Source organism: Larsenimonas suaedae, assembly GCF_023712105.1.
Classification (GTDB): domain Bacteria; phylum Pseudomonadota; class Gammaproteobacteria; order Pseudomonadales; family Halomonadaceae; genus Larsenimonas; species Larsenimonas suaedae.
Map to the genome: position 1 here is coordinate 180,893 of NZ_JAMLJI010000004.1, position 15,040 is coordinate 195,932.

Here is a 15,040-nt window from a genome sequence, read left to right on the forward strand (position 1 = left end):
GGTAAGAGACGCCTCGAGCAGCTCATCCAGTACGGGCAACACGATGTCATCAAGCGTTAGCGCGGGGCGATCTTTTTTTGTCCACCCTTTCTTATAAAGAACGCGTTGGCCGGACTTGAGTGTTCCTGGCGGGTCGAGCGCATGGATCAGAGCCGCGGTGACGTCATCGGCCAATGGCGTGCAGCCGCGCACCGATGCAGCAAGCGCGGGCTCAAGGTCAAGGGCGGTGCGAAGCCTTACCCACAAAAGAGCACGCAGCTCGTCGTTACTGTAGGCCGAGCCATGCCAGTTACGCTGGCATTGGCTGAGCTCCTGCGCGCTTTCCTCAAGCTCCGGAGCCGGCAGGGCAGGCAAGCCAGTATCTGCATCATCTTTGTGCCGCCACTGCTCGACACGTTGCCCCAAGCGCTTAATGTGCTCGCGGGTTTGATCACTTAAGTGCGCAAGCCGTTGTTGCCAGCGGCTGTCATCGAAGAGGGCAAGGCACGTGCAAAGCAGCGTGCGATCGGCGCCACTTAGGCCTACCAGAAGATCAGTTGGCGAGAAAAGCGGGGCAGAGGGCGTAGACAAGTCAGGTGTGCACATGGCGGAGCCTTTTACTGGCAAGCGGAATGGAGCGGTTGATTCTGCTCGGATTCATGACACTATTTGCCCCATTATTTATTCATGCTTACGCATGTGCCGCTTGCTCGATTCGCGCGACACCTTTATTCGTGCGACTTACTCTCAGGACCTTTTCAATGCCATTAACTCTCTCCCAGCTCAAGCGTGCCATGCCGGATTACGAGAATCGCAAGCAGTGGCTGGCTGAGCGCGGCATGGAAGTGGAGGGGATTTGATGGTCATGACCAATGACGCAGCAGGGATCGGTAATGCGCGCGGGTTCAGTGATTTCGTAGTGTATGTCGACGAAAGTGGCGACCACGGTATGACCAATATCGATCCCAATTATCCGGTCTTCGTACTGGCCTTTTGTATCTTTTACAAAAACCACTATCTATCTAACGTTGTTCCGGCGCTTCAGCAGCTGAAATTCGATTACTTCGGTCATGATCTCGTTATTTTGCACGAACACGAGATTCGCAAGGAAAAGGGCGATTTTAGGCTGTTTAGAAATAGAGCAGACAAACAGGCATTCATGGGGCGGCTGAGTACGCTGATCGATCAGAGCAACTTCATCCTTGCCTCTTGCGTGATCGAAAAGCACCGACTGTATCACCGGGAGGAGATAGATAATCCGTACCATTTGGCGCTCAAGCACTGCCTGGAAACGCTCTTTGATTTTGTGAAGGAAAAAGGCCAGGAAACACTGACGACCCATGTGATCGTCGAAAAGCGTGGCGCGAAAGAGGATGACGAGCTCGAGCTGGAGTTTCGCCGTATCTGCGACGGCGATAATAAATATCAACGTGACCTACCGTTCAGCATTCGCATGGCGGCAAAAACCAGTAATTCAGCGGGGTTACAGTTGGCGGATCTAGTGGCGCGGCCCATCGGTCGGCATGTGCTCAAGCCGGAACAGCCCAATCAGGCCTTCGGTGTTTTGCGAGCCAAGTTTTACTGCGAGGGCGGTCGAAACACGGTTGGAAATGGTTACGATCAGTGGGGACTCAAGCATTTACCCTGAGTATTTTCATCGTCTAGATAGCGAAAAACCCCGATGAGACTCACCGAGGTTTAGACGCCGACCGGGCACTCCCAGTCCATTTGCATCGAAGTTTGAGTGATACTCGCGCGTTAAGTCAACTCAAATACGCAGTGAAAGGCTCACATATATACGCGCTTAAACCACAGAAGGTAATGTCGCCTCTAGGCTGGTGGTTAATCGACTCTTGGATATTTCACATCGGCCCAACGTTATAGCCCCGCCTGACTATCCTTGAGGTGTGATGTTTCAAGGAGCCTTTATGAAAACCTTCGCGCTTTCCCGAGGGGATCAAAGCCGCGGCACCCCCGATGTTGCCGGCTTTTTCGATCCGCGCACGTTCAGTGTCCAATACGTTGTAAGCGACGCCGCCACAAACCGCTGCGCGATCATTGATCCGGTGCTCGATTTTGACGAAAAGTCCGGCGCGACCGCCACGCACCAAGCCGATGCGCTGCTGGCTTACATCGAGCAGGAAGGGCTTGAACTCGAGTGGATTCTGGATACCCACCCGCACGCTGATCACTTCTCCGCCGCGCGCTATCTCCATGAGAAAACCGGGGCGCCGACCGCCATCGGCCGACCCGTGATGGACGTGCAGACCCTTTGGAAAAAAATCTACAACTGGCCGGATCTAAACGACGATGGCAGCCAGTGGGAGCATCTGTTCGATGACGGCGACACCTTTACCCTCGGTGAGCTCAAGTGTCGCGTGATGCATTCCCCGGGCCATACGCTTGCCTCGATCACCTATGTGATCGGGGATGCGGCCTTCGTTCACGACACGTTGTTCCAGCCCGATTTCGGCACCGCCCGGGCCGATTTTCCCGGCGGAAGTGCGCGCGAGCTTTGGCAGTCGATCCAGGCCATTTTGACGCTGCCTGATGAGACGCGGCTCTTTACCGGGCACGACTACATGCCGGAGGGGCGCGCTCCCGAGTGGGAAAGCACCGTACGCGAGCAGCGCGAAACCAACAAACATCGCCTGGATGACAGCAGTGAGGCGGAGTACGTTGAGCTGCGTGAGCGGCGCGACCGCGAACTGCCGATGCCCAAGCTGATGCTGTTCGCGCTGCAGGTCAACATTCTAGGCGGGCGCCTGCCCGAGCCGGAGAGTAACGGCACCCGCTATTTGAAAGTGCCGCTTGATGCGCTTGATGGGCCTGACTGGACGTAAGCACGTGCATTGCGCGGATGCTCGCGGCTTGGGCCAGAGACTCGGTCAGTTTTTGCCGTGGTAGCGTCGATGCAGGGCGTGAATCTCCTGCGCCAGCGCCGGGTAGGGGCCGTCTACGGGAATACCGGGGGCGACCTCGGTAATGGCGAGAGGCTTCAACGGCGGTGCCTCAACGCCCAGCTCTTCAAGCCAGGTGGTGAGCTGGCGGGTGGAGCTTGCGTACACGATGCGCCCGAGCTTGACCCACGCGTGCGCCGCGGCGCACATGGGGCAGTGCTCTCCGGAGGTAAAGACCGTCGCCTGATAACGCTCGTCCTCACCAAGATGCTGCGCGGCCCAACGTGCCAGCTCGAACTCCGGGTGTTGAGTGGCGTCGCCACCGCCCACCCGGTTACGGGCTTCCTTGAGGAGGCGGCCGTTGCGATCGACCAGAACCGAGCCAAAGGGCTCATCCCCCGCTTCCAGCGCTTCCGTTGCAAGCGCGATGCATCGCTTCAGGAAGTGGATGTCGTCATCGTGGGTCATAAAAGCCCTTCATGTGCTGAGAGTAAATGCAGGCCGGCCCAGCCGCTTGCGGGAGGGCGGGTACTTGCCTCACTCCATATTCTGAATCTGTTCCCGCATCTGTTCGATCAGCACTTTAAGCTCCACCGCGCAGCGGGTGGTGTCGGTGACGACCGCCTTGGAGGAGAGCGTATTGGCTTCGCGATTGAGTTCCTGCATCAGGAAGTCGAGCCGGCGGCCGACGGGGCCTTTTTGCGTGAGCTGGCGCTCGACTTCATCCACATGGGTTTCGAGCCGGTCGAGTTCTTCTGCTACATCGGATTTCTGCGCGAGCAGCGCCATTTCGGCTTCAAGTCGGGCGGGGTCGAGTTCGGCCTTGGCCTGCTCGAGCCGCTCGAGGATGAGTTGGCGCTGGCGCTCGAGCACGGCGGGCAGGTGGGCGCGTACGTCCGCGACCTGTGCGCGAATGCCGGTCAGGCGCTCGCGAATCAGCTCTGCCAAACGCTCGCCTTCGCGGGCGCGGCCTTCGAGGAAATCGGTCATTGCGTGGTCAAACAGCGCGAGCGCCTCGGCGTGGAGCGCGTCGTTATCGACGCCTTCGGAGGCCGTGACGCCGGGGTAGTCCAGCAGCGCCAGAGTGCTGGGCATGCTGCTTTGCGGGAGCCTGCGTTGAATGGCTTCCATGGTCTGGGCCAGGGTTTCGAGCCGGGTGTGGTTGATGGTCAGGCTCTTGGCGGTGTCGTCCTGCTCGAAGCGCAGGTGGCATTCGATCTTGCCGCGCGCGACCGCTTTTCTGAGCTTTTCCCGGTAGTGCGGCTCGAGGTTTCTCAAGGTTTCCGGCAGGCGGAAGTGCGGCTCGAGATAGCGCTGGTTGACCGAGCGCAGCTCGAGGCTCAGCGTGCCCCAGGGCGTTTCACGGTGTTGGCGGGTGAAGGCGGTCATGCTGTGCGCCATGGGAGCACTCCTTGTGATCAAACGTCAGGCGGTCGACCTCGGTCGACTCAGGTTGTGGCGCAGTGTAACGGATTAACGCGCCCAAGCGTGTAGAATGGGCGTACTTCGACGGCGCGCTGCGCTTACTTACTGACAGATGAGGTTTTCCAATGCGCCCAAGTGGACGTACCCCCGATGCCCTGCGCGAGATCAAGCTGACCCGTGAATTCACCCGCTACGCCGAAGGCTCGGTGCTGGTGGAGTTCGGCCATACCCGAGTGCTTTGCAACGCAAGCGTGGAGGCCGGGGTGCCGCGCTGGCTTCGGGGCAAGAATCAGGGCTGGGTGACGGCGGAGTACGGCATGCTCCCGCGCGCGACCCATACCCGAGGCGGGCGTGAAGCATCGCGCGGCAAGCAGGGCGGGCGCACGCTCGAGATTCAGCGCTTGATCGGGCGTAGCCTGCGCGCGGCGGTGGATCTTAAAAAGCTCGGCGAGTTCACCATTACGGTGGATTGTGATGTGCTTCAGGCCGATGGCGGCACGCGCACGGCAGCGATCACCGGCGGCTGCGTGGCGCTGATGGAGGCGATCCGCCACATGCAGCGCAAGCGCCAGATCAAGAGTGACCCGTTCAAGCAGCTGGTCAGCTCGGTCTCGGTCGGTATCTACAAGGGCACACCGGTGCTGGATCTGGATTACGACGAGGACTCCAACGCCGACACCGATCTCAACGTGGTGATGACCGAAGATGGCGGGTTGATCGAGGTGCAGGGCACCGCCGAGCAGGCGCCGTTTTCACGGCTTGAGCTGAACGCGATGCTGGATCTGGCCGAGAAGGGCGGCAAGGATCTGTTTGTGCATCAGCGTCAGGCGCTGGACGTGCGCGAGTAATCAGACGCGTTTGGCGTCACACCCCTGATCTGGCTGATCGATACAACAACGCCAGCCCGAGAGCTGGCGTTGTCGGCGAGGGACCGTCGCGCTTACAGAGGCAGATCGTATTCAACGATCAGGGGCGCATGCTCTGAGAACGTGGCGTTGGTGTCGACCCAGGCGTTCTTGATGGTGCGCTGAAGGTTGGGGCCGACGACCTGATAGTCCAGCCGCCAGCCGTCCTGACGCTGGCGCGGCAGGTCGCTGTCGAGCTTGGGCCAGTAAGTGTAGTGGCCGCCGTCGCGCTTGATCTCACGGAAGGTGTCGATGAAGCCCAGCGGCCCGAACACCTGATCCATGAACGCGCGCTCTTCCGGGCGAAAGCCCGGGGTGCCCTGATAATCGGCCCAGTGGGCCAGATCGATGGTCTTGTGGGCGATGTTCCAGGTGCCGCAGAGGATGTATTCGCGGCGCTTGCGGCTCAGCTTGGTCAGATACTCGGTGTATTGCGTGATGAAGCGCTGCTTGGCGTGCGGCTCTTCGGGCATCAAAAACGAGACCACGCTGAACTTGTCGTAGTCGGCCTGCAGAAAGCGGCCTTCGTTGTCGCACTGCTCGAAGCCGAGCCCGTACATGATGGCCTTCGGAATCTGCTTGCAGTAGATCCCCACGCCCGACACGCCGTCTTCTTCGGCATCGAGAAAATAGCCTTCGTAGCCTGAGGGGTACAAAAGCGCTTCCTCGAACTCGAAGCTTTTTTCCTTGAGGTTCTGAATACAGATGACGTCGGCGTCCTGCTCGGCGATCCAGTCGAGCAATCCCCGCTCGACGGCACCTCGGATACCATTGACGTTGATGCTGGCGATTTTCATACGTGGTCCCTTGTTTTTCGCGCGTGTATGATACCCGAGCTTTGACCGTTTTGGTAAACCGACTGGCTCATCAAAGGGAACGACATGCTTGACTATCAGCGAGAATTCATCGAATTCGCCATTTCCGAAAACGCACTCTCGTTCGGCGAGTTCACTTTGAAGTCCGGTCGGATCAGTCCTTATTTTTTCAATGCCGGCTGTTTTCATACCGGTCGAGCACTGGACATGCTCGGTCGATGCTACGCCAATGCCATTGAACGTGCCGGGCTCGATATCGATGTGATTTTCGGGCCGGCCTACAAGGGCATTCCGCTGGCATCGGTCACGAGCCTGTCGCTTGCCACCCACCATGACCGCAATTTGCCCTTTGCGTTCAATCGCAAGGAAGCCAAGGATCACGGTGAAGGCGGGCAGATCGTCGGCGCCGAGCTCGCCGGCCGCATCGCCATCATCGATGATGTGATTACGGCGGGCACCGCCATCCGTGAAGTCATGGCGCTGATAAACGGTGCCGGAGCCACTGCCGCCGGCGTCATCGTGGCGCTGGATCGTCAGGAACGCGGTCAGGGTGAAACGAGCGCCATTCAAGAGGTCGAGGCGGAGTTCGGTATGCCGGTCGTGCCGATCGTGACGCTGGATCTCATACTAGAGTACCTTGAAACGTACGCCGGGGAGTCGCTTCAGGGTCACGCCGAAGCCATTCGTGACTACCGCGCCCGCTATGGTGTCGAGCGCTCGAGCTGATCAGGCGGCTACCGACGTTGTTTCTACCGACTTCATTCAAGGATGACACACCATGAAAAAAATTCTCTCATGCGCCGCAGGCCTCGGGCTAGCGTTCGCCGCAACGAATTCCTTTGCCCTGAGCCTGAACGCCAACACCAGCTCCAACGGCACTCAGGTCAACGCCTCGCAAGGCCTGTTCCCGGGGCTTGACGCTGGCATCGGTTATTTTGAAACCGACGACAACGGCCACACCAACAAGGCCTACTCCGGCTCGTTGATGTTCTCGCCCTACACACCGCTGGTCGATCTGAGCGTCGGCGCCCGTTATCAGTACTGGGATGCCCATCGGGGCCACGGCGGCGGTGTCGGCCTTGGCGGTTCGGCGTTCGTCGATACTCCGATTCCGCGCGTCTCGGTCGGCGGCTACGGCTTCTATACTCCGGAAGGCCTGAGCCACGGCGACTACGAAAAAGGCTATGAGTACGGCGCCCAGCTTCGGGCAACGCTTCTGGCCAATACCTACGGCTACGTCGGCTATCGCTATGTGCGCGCCGATTTCGATGGTCATGACACCTCGACCCTCGACAGCGGCCCGGTCTTTGGGGTGAGCGTCGGCTTCTGATGCTCGACATCGTGCTCTATCAGCCGGAGATTCCGCCGAACACCGGCAACATCATCCGGCTGTGCGCCAATACGGGGTTTCGCCTGCATCTGATCGAGCCGCTCGGGTTCGTGCTTGATGACAAGCGCCTGCGCCGCGCCGGGCTCGATTACCACGAATGGGCGCGGGTGCAGGTCCACGTCGACTTTGACGCGTTCATGGCCTCCGTTGCGCCGGCGCGCGTGTTCGCGGTCTCGACCCGCGGGCGCACCTCGTACACCGAGGCGGGGTTCCAGTCAGGAGATGCGCTGGTGTTCGGCCCCGAAACCCGGGGCCTGCCGCAGGCCATGATCGATGCGTTGCCGGAAGCTCAGCGGCTTCGCATTCCGATGCTGCCGGAAAGCCGCAGCCTGAACCTGTCGAACGCCTGTGCGGTGATCGTGTTCGATGCCTGGCGTCAGCTCGGTTTCGAGGGCGCGGTGGATCTCGACAGGGGCGCGTGAGCGCCTCAGCCGCGTATCGATCAGCCCAGCAGTGAGCGCAGCCCGGCGATGGCGCTGGCGCCGCGCTCGCGTTTCTTCTCCGGGTCGTCCTTGTCGGGGCGGCCTTCCCACTCCAGATCCTCTTCCGGCAGTTCGTCCAGAAAGCGGCTCGGGGTGCAGTTCATCATCTCCCCGAACGCCTTGCGCTGGCGGGCAAGGGTCAGGGTCAGCGTCTGGCGGGCACGGGTGATCGCCACGTAGGCCAGCCGCCGCTCTTCCTCGATGTCGCCGTTTTCGATCGAATTGCGATGAGGCAAAAGCTCTTCTTCAAGCCCCATCACGTAGACGTGGGGAAACTCGAGGCCCTTGGAGGCGTGCATGGTCAGAAGCTGCACGCGGTCGGCGTCGTCTTCCTGCGCCTGTTGATCGAGAATGTCGCGCAGCACCAGCCGTGAAATCGCGGCCTCGACGCTGTCGGTCTCGTCGTCGCTCTCGACATCGCCGTTGTCATCGGCCTCGCGCTGCATCGATTGTTCGAGCTGGTCGATCAAAATCCAGACGTTGGCCATCCGTTTGTCGGCGATCTGCGGGGCGCTGGCGTTCTGGTAGAGCCAGGCCTCGTAGTCCATTTCCAGAAACATCTGGCGGATGGCGGCGATGGATTCACCCTGATCCATTCGCTTGCGCACGCCGTCGATGAAATGCGCGAACCGGCCCAGACGCTCGATGGCCCGTTCGGGCAGCACTTCACCGAGCCCCATCTCATGGCAGGCCGAAAACAGGCTGACGCGGCGCTCGCCGGCGTAGTTGGCGAGCTTTTCAAGCGTGGTCGGGCCGATCTCGCGGCGCGGCACGTTGACCACCCGCAGGAAGGCGTTGTCGTCGTCGGGGTTGATCAGCACCCGCAGGTAGGCCATCGCGTCCTTGATCTCGTTGCGCGAGAAAAACGAAGTGCCGCCGGAGAGCTTGTAGGGAATCTGGTAGTGCTGAAGCTTCAGCTCCAAAAGCCGGGCCTGAAAGTTGCCACGATAGAGCACCGCGAAATCGCGCCACTGGGCGGATTCCTTGATCCGCCGGGTCAGCATTTCACTGGCGACCCGCTCGGCCTCGGCCTCCTCGTTGCGGGTGAGCAGCACCCGAATCGCCTCGCCTCGGCCCTTGTCCGACCACAGCGTCTTTTCATAGACGTGCGGGTTATTACTGATCAGCGTGTTGGCGGCCTTGAGGATGATCGAAGTAGACCGATAGTTCTGCTCGAGCTTGATGACCTTGAGGCTCGGAAAGTCTTCCCCGAGCTGAATCAGGTTCTCAGGCCGCGCGCCGCGCCAGGCGTAGATCGACTGATCGTCGTCGCCGACCACGGTAAAGTTCTGGCGCTCGGCCATCAGCATTCGCACCAGCTGGTACTGGCTCGAGTTGGTGTCCTGATACTCATCGACCAGCATGTAGTGAATGCGCCGGCGCCACTTGGCCAGCACCTCCGGATGACGCTCGAACAGGGTCACCGGCAGCAGGATCAGGTCGTCGAAATCCACCGCGTTGTAGGCTTTCAGATGGCGCACATAGTGCTCGTAGATGCGGGCGGCGAAAGCCTCGTCTTCGGTCTCGGCGTGAGAGATCGCCTTGCCCGGCAGTACCAGATCGTTCTTCCACTGGGAGATCAGGCCCTGCACCTTTGATATCTGCTCGGCATCGACCTGAGCGTCCTTGTGCATCAGATCCTTCAGCAGGGTCTTGGCGTCTTCTGGGTCGAACAGCGAAAAGCCCGGGCGCAGGCCGAGGGTCTTGAGTTCGGCGCGGATGACGTTGAGCCCGAGGGTGTGAAAGGTCGAGACCGTAAGCCCATGACCGCTCTTGCCCGGCAGCATCGACTGCACCCGCTCTTTCATCTCGCGGGCGGCCTTGTTGGTGAAGGTTACGGCGGCGATGCGTCGCGCGCTCATGCCGCATTCCTGCACCAGGTAGGCAATCTTGGTCGTGATCACGCTGGTCTTGCCGGAACCTGCGCCCGCAAGCACCAGGCACGGCCCCTCGATGGCGTGCACGGCCTCGCGCTGGCGTGGGTTGAGGCCGTTGATTCGGTCGCGGATATCGGACATGGCGCACCACCTGTCGAAGTCGGGAGATCGAGCGGAAAGCGCACTATTATGAGGGATCGTACCCAGCGAGGCGAGCGGCGTTCGATTCGGCTCAGGAGATCACAGCATGCAGTTGACCCGTGTCACGACAGCGCACCCGGCCGTGTGCGCATTGATCGAGTTTCACCTGGAGCACATGGCCGCAACCAGCCCGCCCGAGAGTCGGCACGCGCTTGGGCTCGAGCAGTACTCAGCTTCCGAGATCGCCCTCTATGGTCTGTGGCTGGGTGAGGATCTGGCTGGCATCGGGGCACTGAAACCGCTCGGGGCAGGCGAGGGTGAACTCAAGTCGATGCGCACAGCCCCCGCGTTTCTTCGGCGGGGCGTGGCGCGGTGTTTGCTTGCGCACTTGATCGATGAGGCAACACGGCTCGGCTATCACTGTTTAAGACTTGAAACCGGCGCGCAACCGTATTTCGATCCGGCCCGGCGCTTGTATCAGGCATTCGGCTTCGAGCCTTGCCCGGCCTTCGCCGCCTACACCGACGATCCGAACTCGCAGTACATGATGAAGCGGCTGACATGAGGGTGCAGCGTTTATGAAAAAACGATTCTTCTGAATAACAGCGCTACGTTCGCAAACGCGACGTCGGCATGTGACTGAGCGAAGCCTCAAGGACAACGGCTTGCGCGCCGTAAATGTTATGTTATAACGTTTTGTAGTTCGGGCGCTGTCTTGCCCGGTATTCGTACTCTTGGGAGGTTTCATGAAGACACGTGCTGCAATTGCCTGGGCGCCGAATCAGCCGCTCGAATTCGAGGAGGTCGACCTCGAAGGCCCGAAAGCGGGCGAGGTGCTGGTGCGCATCGTGACCACCAGCCTCTGCCATACCGACATGTTCACGCTCTCCGGCAAGGACCCGGAAGGCCTCTTTCCCTGTGTGCTTGGCCACGAGGGCGTCGGCATCGTCGAAGAGGTTGGCAAGGGGGTGACCTCGGTGGTGCCGGGCGATCACATCATTCCGCTTTACACGCCGGAAGACCCGAACTGCCCCTACATCCAGTCCGGCAAGACCAACCTCTGCCAGACCATTCGAAAGACCCAGGGGCAGGGCCTGATGCCGGATGGCACCAGCCGCTTTTCATACAAGGGCAAGACGCTCAGGCACTACATGGGCACCAGCACCTTCAGCGAATACACGGTGCTGCCTGAAATCGCGGTGGCCAAGATCAACAAGGATGCGCCGCTTGCCAAGGCAAGCGTGATGGGCTGCGCGGTGCCGACCGGCATGGGGGCGGTGCGCAACACGGCCAAGGTGCAGCCGGGCGACACGGTTGCGGTGTTCGGGCTCGGTGCCGTCGGCATGGCGGTGATTCAGGGCGCGAAGCTTCAGGGCGCGGGCCGCATCATCGGCATCGACGTCAACCCGGCCAAGTTCGCGCTGGCAGAATCGCTCGGGGCGACCGAGTGCCTCAACCCGGACGACTACCACGAGCCGCTGCATGAAGTGATCATCGACATGACCAACGGCGGGGTCGATTTCTCGTTCGAGTGTGTGGGCAACGTGCGCCTGATGCGCGCCGCGCTCGAGTGCTGCCACAAGGGCTGGGGTGAGAGCATCATCATCGGTGTGGCCGGCGCCGGCGAGGAGATCGCCACCCGCCCGTTCCAGCTGGTGACCGGGCGTGTCTGGAAAGGCTCGGCGTTCGGCGGCGTGCTCGGGCGCTCGGAACTTCCGGGCATGGTCGATGAGTGGCTGTCGGGGCGATTCGACGTCGACCCCTACATCACTCACAACATGGAGCACGACCAGCTCAATACCGCCTTTGATCTGTTGAAGCGCGGCGAGGCGATTCGCTCGGTGATTCACTACCAGCCGCAGGAAACCATGGTCGGCGAGCTTGCAGGCGTTGTCGTCGAGAAAAGCAACCACACCCCTGAGCCGGTCTAGGCTCGGTCTACTTGATTCATTCGATCCACTCGACCCCGGCCGCCTGCGGCTCGGGGTCGCTCTGCGTTACGTCTTCGGTCGAGGTGCGCTACACTGCGCGCCTTTCGGCGGCTCGGCCCGCCTTCGATCGGAGAACCCTGCCATGTCCCTGCCCAACTGCCCGGCCTGCAACGGCGAATACGTCTACGAAGACGGCCCGCTTTTGATCTGCCCCGAATGCGCCCACGAGTGGAACCCGAGTGAGGCCAGCGCGGACGACGACACGCCCGTGGTCAAGGACGCCAACGGCAACCTGCTCAGTGACGGCGACGCCGTGACGGTGATCAAGGATTTGAAGATCAAGGGCTCGAGCCAGGTCGTGAAGGTCGGCACCAAGGTCAAGAGCATCCGATTGGTCGAGGGCGATCACGACATCGACTGCAAGATCGATGGCATCGGCCCGATGAAGCTCAAGTCCGAGTTCGTCAAGAAGGCCTAGGTCCGGTAGGTCTGATGACCGTCCGGCTCACCGACGCCGGGCGGCGCGGCGTTTTTTTGCCGGCGCCGAATCAGCCGGGTAATGGTGATGGCGTTGGCAAGAATCACCATGGCCTCGGCCGTGACCCCACCGATGGACCCCGCCAACAGGTGACTGGCCAGCCAGAACGCCGCCGCAAGCGCCATACACACACGCAGCGCAACGCCCTTGAGCAGAAACATGCTGACGGTGCCGACCAGCATGGCCACGAGCGCAGGGGCGTCAGCAAGGCTCTGCCAGGTCAGCCACGCGGCAAGAGCGCTTGCGATCAATACCGCCATCATCACCCCGCGATGGCCCGGATAACGGCGCGCAAGGGCAATGCGCACCATCACCAGCACCGACAGGATGGATGCCGTCCAGCTCTGAAAGAATGCGAACTGCAGCGCGAACGCGGCGTTGGCGAGCAGCAGCAGCGCCATCAGGCGGTCATCGCGGGTATTTAAAAATGCGAGGATGCACAGCACCAGCGAGGCAAGCCCGAAGAACTGACCGGCGAGGTCGGTAAGTGACTCGAACATGGGAGTATCCTGTCGACGGTTGGGCCACAGCGGGGCCGAACCTGCACCGTAGCACGCGCACTCCCGCCCTGCCGCACAGACGCCCGGCATTGCGACCGCGTGTCATGACATGACGTGGTGATCGCACTCAACGCATAACGCCGCCCGGAGAGGGCGGCGTTATGCGTTTTGAGGTCTGGCCCGGGTCAGCGGGCGCCGGAGCCTGTGAAGACGGTCTTGATGGTTCTGATGATGATCAACACGTCCATCCAGAACGAGAACTTGCGGATGTAGTAGAAATCGTACTCGAGCTTGCGCTTTGACCCCTCGACCTCGGACACATACCCCTGCTCGATCTGGGCCCAGCCGGTGATGCCCGGGCGCACGACGTGACGATAGCGAAAGAAGGGAATGTCCTTTTCATAGGCGGCGGTCAGTGACGGCGTTTCCGGGCGCGGGCCGATCAGGCTCATGTCACCTTTCAAGACGTTGAAGATCTGCGGCAGCTCATCGATGCGGTACTTGCGCAACACGCGCCCGACGCGGGTGATCCTCGGGTCTTCGACGCCGGCAGTCGGGGTCTGGTTCTCGGGGTTTACGTACATGCTTCGAAGCTTGTAGACGTCGAACTCGATGCCCTGAAAGCCTGCGCGTTTCTGCTTGAAAAACACCGGGCCCGGATCATCGCGCTTGATCATGATGGCCGCGATGGCAATGGGCGGCAGAACCAGCGGCAGCATGATGAGCGCCACCACGAAATCCGCTGCGCGCTTGATGAGCTCATAGGTGTTGTTGGTCACCATCAGCCCATAGCGGTTCTGATAGATGTGCTCGAGCCCGACCTTGCCGGTCAGTTCCTCGTGAAACCGCTGGGCATCGTGCACCGGAATGCGCTGGATCATGCAGTCAGCCAGAAACCGCTGCCACTCGGGGCTTAATGCGCTCTTGAGATCGACCACGATGCCATCGATGCGCAGGTCTCTCAGATCCGGCTGCTGAAGCCAGCGCCAGTCGACCACGTTCTGCGTGCAGAAATCCTCCACCTGACCGATGGGCACCACGGCGATCTTTCGCACCCGATAACGGTTGCCGATCCAGTAACCGGTATAGGCCGCCGCCAGTGAGAGGGCGTAGGACATCAGCATCGGTTCGAGCGAGAAATCGAGCTGGACCGTGGTCAGCAACAGGCCCATCAGAAAGTAGGTGATGGTCATGAACGGCAGGATGTAGATAAGCGCTCTCGTGCCCGGAAAGCGTGAAATGGCGTGCACCGCGCTGGTCGCGATCAGGTAGGCAATGCCGCTTGCCATGATGGTGGTCATCGCGCCCTGGCTGTTCCACTGCCAGCCCCAGGTTAGAAGCGCCGGAATGACCGTGGTCAGCACGAACCCCAGGACCAGATTGGTGCGAAAGCTCAGAAGGATCCGTTCGTACCAGCGAGAGTGGCGAAGTCTGCCGTAGTCGGATTGGTAGGTCATTTGCATTTTTTTATTCCCACGCGATCCCCTGATCACGTTCCTTGTTGGATATCTGCACGTTACGGTCAGAAGCCATCTTCGGTCGGGCCGGGAATCGTGCCTCGATGATATGCCTGAGTCGGTCTCCAACATGCGCTCGATGCACATAATTACTCGAACACTGCCGATGTTTTTATAGGACTTTGAGTCCGCAACAAGACCTGCCTGAAGATAATCTTTATTTAGCGAATGAGAAAGAGAGTGGGCGGGTTAAAAGCACAATTGGCATATCTTTTGGGTAATTTTCAGCGCGAATCTCAATAAATGGTCAAAGATATTTGTAGATATTTCGTCGACCGTCTGTAGAGAATTAAAAATAAGTTCATTCTCAATGATGACTAACATAAACGCCATTTTTTAGATGCCGCGTAATCCCTTGTATTTTTTGTGGAGAATATGCGTAAAGCCTTGTGCTACGTGGTCTGAGCCGAAAAGGGGGTTCTGCGCATCGTGCGCGCATCGGCACAGTTCCAGGGCGTTATAATGTTACTTTAAGTTTCAGGTAAAAGTGATTACGGCGACACATAGAGATCCTAAATAATTAAAATAAAGGGAGAATTTCACCTTGGTTATTATCGCAATTTATCTAATGTTTATAGTGCCTTTATTGGTCTTCATGGTTGGGGCGGCAAAAGTGTCGTCAGACAGCGACCGATTTGTA

General features: G+C 59.9%; 16 protein-coding genes. 10 read left to right on the forward strand and 6 right to left on the reverse strand.

Translation table 11 applies throughout. From position 1 onward, the window contains the following. Positions 1 to 141 precede the first annotated feature (141 nt). The 3 genes from NAT49_RS12490 to NAT49_RS12500 all read left to right on the forward strand — a co-directional run bounded on the left by NAT49_RS12490 (position 142) and on the right by NAT49_RS12500 (position 2,822). Complete coding sequence (locus NAT49_RS12490; protein ID WP_251594704.1) at positions 142 to 438, forward strand: hypothetical protein; 297 nt, start codon at positions 142 to 144, stop codon at positions 436 to 438. A 406-nt stretch (positions 439 to 844) separates the two neighbouring features. Beyond that, positions 845 to 1,627: a DUF3800 domain-containing protein gene (locus NAT49_RS12495; RefSeq protein ID WP_251594705.1), complete on the forward strand. Its 783-nt coding sequence runs from the start codon at positions 845 to 847 to the stop codon at positions 1,625 to 1,627. Between the two features lie 280 nt (positions 1,628 to 1,907). Next, entirely contained in the window at positions 1,908 to 2,822 is a 915-nt protein-coding gene (locus NAT49_RS12500) for an MBL fold metallo-hydrolase (protein ID WP_251594707.1), read from the forward strand. Positions 2,823 to 2,867: 45 nt separating this feature from the next. Here NAT49_RS12500 and NAT49_RS12505 read toward each other — a convergent pair whose 3' ends face one another. Together NAT49_RS12505 and NAT49_RS12510 are read right to left on the reverse strand one after the other, a co-directional pair. After that, positions 2,868 to 3,347, reverse strand: coding sequence for a nucleoside deaminase (locus tag NAT49_RS12505; RefSeq protein ID WP_251594710.1), 480 nt, complete (start codon positions 3,345 to 3,347; stop codon positions 2,868 to 2,870). Positions 3,348 to 3,416: 69 nt separating this feature from the next. Then, positions 3,417 to 4,280 (reverse strand): YicC/YloC family endoribonuclease, encoded by an 864-nt coding sequence (locus tag NAT49_RS12510; protein ID WP_251594712.1) that lies wholly within the window; start codon positions 4,278 to 4,280, stop codon positions 3,417 to 3,419. Positions 4,281 to 4,429: 149 nt separating this feature from the next. On the opposite strand from NAT49_RS12510, the gene rph reads away from it, so the two are divergent. Then, positions 4,430 to 5,152, forward strand: a complete 723-nt coding sequence (gene rph, locus NAT49_RS12515) for a ribonuclease PH (RefSeq protein WP_251594714.1) — start codon at positions 4,430 to 4,432, stop codon at positions 5,150 to 5,152. 92 nt (positions 5,153 to 5,244) lie between these two features. Here rph and NAT49_RS12520 read toward each other — a convergent pair whose 3' ends face one another. Continuing rightward, on the reverse strand, positions 5,245 to 6,006 hold the full coding sequence (locus NAT49_RS12520) for an exodeoxyribonuclease III (protein ID WP_251594716.1): 762 nt from the start codon (positions 6,004 to 6,006) through the stop codon (positions 5,245 to 5,247). An 84-nt stretch (positions 6,007 to 6,090) separates the two neighbouring features. Between NAT49_RS12520 and pyrE the strand changes: the two genes are divergently transcribed. Genes pyrE through trmL form a run of 3 tightly spaced genes read left to right on the forward strand, consistent with a single transcriptional unit; the run spans position 6,091 to position 7,836 of the window. After that, positions 6,091 to 6,750: an orotate phosphoribosyltransferase gene (gene pyrE / locus NAT49_RS12525; RefSeq protein ID WP_251594718.1), complete on the forward strand. Its 660-nt coding sequence runs from the start codon at positions 6,091 to 6,093 to the stop codon at positions 6,748 to 6,750. Positions 6,751 to 6,802: 52 nt separating this feature from the next. Further along, positions 6,803 to 7,354, forward strand: a complete 552-nt coding sequence (locus NAT49_RS12530; RefSeq protein WP_251594719.1) for a YfaZ family outer membrane protein — start codon at positions 6,803 to 6,805, stop codon at positions 7,352 to 7,354. Further along, positions 7,354 to 7,836, forward strand: coding sequence for a tRNA (uridine(34)/cytosine(34)/5-carboxymethylaminomethyluridine(34)-2'-O)-methyltransferase TrmL (gene trmL, locus NAT49_RS12535; RefSeq protein WP_251594721.1), 483 nt, complete (start codon positions 7,354 to 7,356; stop codon positions 7,834 to 7,836). Before NAT49_RS12530 ends, trmL begins: the two co-directional genes overlap by 1 nt. Positions 7,837 to 7,856: 20 nt before the next feature. Here the strand turns inward: trmL and rep are convergent, their stop codons facing one another. Further along, the gene (rep, locus tag NAT49_RS12540; RefSeq protein WP_251594723.1) at positions 7,857 to 9,914 is read right to left on the reverse strand and encodes a DNA helicase Rep; all 2,058 of its coding nucleotides are present in this window, start codon (positions 9,912 to 9,914) and stop codon (positions 7,857 to 7,859) included. A gap of 106 nt (positions 9,915 to 10,020) precedes the next feature. Between rep and NAT49_RS12545 the strand changes: the two genes are divergently transcribed. The 3 genes from NAT49_RS12545 (at position 10,021) to NAT49_RS12555 (ending at position 12,323) form a co-directional block, all read left to right on the forward strand. Next, a complete protein-coding gene (locus tag NAT49_RS12545; protein WP_251594725.1) occupies positions 10,021 to 10,479 on the forward strand; it encodes a GNAT family N-acetyltransferase in 459 nt (152 codons plus the stop codon). A gap of 181 nt (positions 10,480 to 10,660) precedes the next feature. Next, the gene (locus NAT49_RS12550; protein WP_251594726.1) at positions 10,661 to 11,845 is read left to right on the forward strand and encodes an S-(hydroxymethyl)glutathione dehydrogenase/class III alcohol dehydrogenase; all 1,185 of its coding nucleotides are present in this window, start codon (positions 10,661 to 10,663) and stop codon (positions 11,843 to 11,845) included. Positions 11,846 to 11,987: 142 nt separating this feature from the next. Then, on the forward strand, positions 11,988 to 12,323 hold the full coding sequence (locus tag NAT49_RS12555) for a zinc ribbon domain-containing protein YjdM (protein WP_251594728.1): 336 nt from the start codon (positions 11,988 to 11,990) through the stop codon (positions 12,321 to 12,323). On the opposite strand, the gene NAT49_RS12560 is transcribed toward NAT49_RS12555, so the two are convergent. Both NAT49_RS12560 and NAT49_RS12565 read right to left on the reverse strand, forming a co-directional pair. Next, positions 12,320 to 12,883 carry a YgjV family protein gene (locus NAT49_RS12560; RefSeq protein WP_251594730.1) on the reverse strand — a complete coding sequence of 188 codons (564 nt, stop codon included), beginning with the start codon at positions 12,881 to 12,883 and terminating at the stop codon, positions 12,320 to 12,322. The two genes, NAT49_RS12555 and NAT49_RS12560, sit on opposite strands and share 4 nt — an antisense overlap. Before the next feature lie 185 nt (positions 12,884 to 13,068). Beyond that, positions 13,069 to 14,346 carry a sugar transferase gene (locus NAT49_RS12565; protein ID WP_251594732.1) on the reverse strand — a complete coding sequence of 426 codons (1,278 nt, stop codon included), beginning with the start codon at positions 14,344 to 14,346 and terminating at the stop codon, positions 13,069 to 13,071. Positions 14,347 to 15,040: the final 694 nt, after the last annotated feature.

Coding starts and splice junctions, on each gene's coding strand:
- NAT49_RS12555 (WP_251594728.1), top strand. CDS start 11,988: ATGTCCCTGCCCAACTGCCCGGCCTGCAACGGCGAATACGTCTACGAA.
- NAT49_RS12530 (WP_251594719.1), top strand. CDS start 6,803: ATGAAAAAAATTCTCTCATGCGCCGCAGGCCTCGGGCTAGCGTTCGCC.
- NAT49_RS12560 (WP_251594730.1), bottom strand. CDS start 12,883: ATGTTCGAGTCACTTACCGACCTCGCCGGTCAGTTCTTCGGGCTTGCC.
- NAT49_RS12565 (WP_251594732.1), bottom strand. CDS start 14,346: ATGCAAATGACCTACCAATCCGACTACGGCAGACTTCGCCACTCTCGC.
- NAT49_RS12510 (WP_251594712.1), bottom strand. CDS start 4,280: ATGGCGCACAGCATGACCGCCTTCACCCGCCAACACCGTGAAACGCCC.
- trmL (WP_251594721.1), top strand. CDS start 7,354: ATGCTCGACATCGTGCTCTATCAGCCGGAGATTCCGCCGAACACCGGC.
- NAT49_RS12495 (WP_251594705.1), top strand. CDS start 845: ATGACCAATGACGCAGCAGGGATCGGTAATGCGCGCGGGTTCAGTGAT.
- rph (WP_251594714.1), top strand. CDS start 4,430: ATGCGCCCAAGTGGACGTACCCCCGATGCCCTGCGCGAGATCAAGCTG.
- pyrE (WP_251594718.1), top strand. CDS start 6,091: ATGCTTGACTATCAGCGAGAATTCATCGAATTCGCCATTTCCGAAAAC.
- NAT49_RS12550 (WP_251594726.1), top strand. CDS start 10,661: ATGAAGACACGTGCTGCAATTGCCTGGGCGCCGAATCAGCCGCTCGAA.
- NAT49_RS12490 (WP_251594704.1), top strand. CDS start 142: ATGGATCAGAGCCGCGGTGACGTCATCGGCCAATGGCGTGCAGCCGCG.
- NAT49_RS12545 (WP_251594725.1), top strand. CDS start 10,021: ATGCAGTTGACCCGTGTCACGACAGCGCACCCGGCCGTGTGCGCATTG.
- NAT49_RS12505 (WP_251594710.1), bottom strand. CDS start 3,347: ATGACCCACGATGACGACATCCACTTCCTGAAGCGATGCATCGCGCTT.
- NAT49_RS12500 (WP_251594707.1), top strand. CDS start 1,908: ATGAAAACCTTCGCGCTTTCCCGAGGGGATCAAAGCCGCGGCACCCCC.
- rep (WP_251594723.1), bottom strand. CDS start 9,914: ATGTCCGATATCCGCGACCGAATCAACGGCCTCAACCCACGCCAGCGC.
- NAT49_RS12520 (WP_251594716.1), bottom strand. CDS start 6,006: ATGAAAATCGCCAGCATCAACGTCAATGGTATCCGAGGTGCCGTCGAG.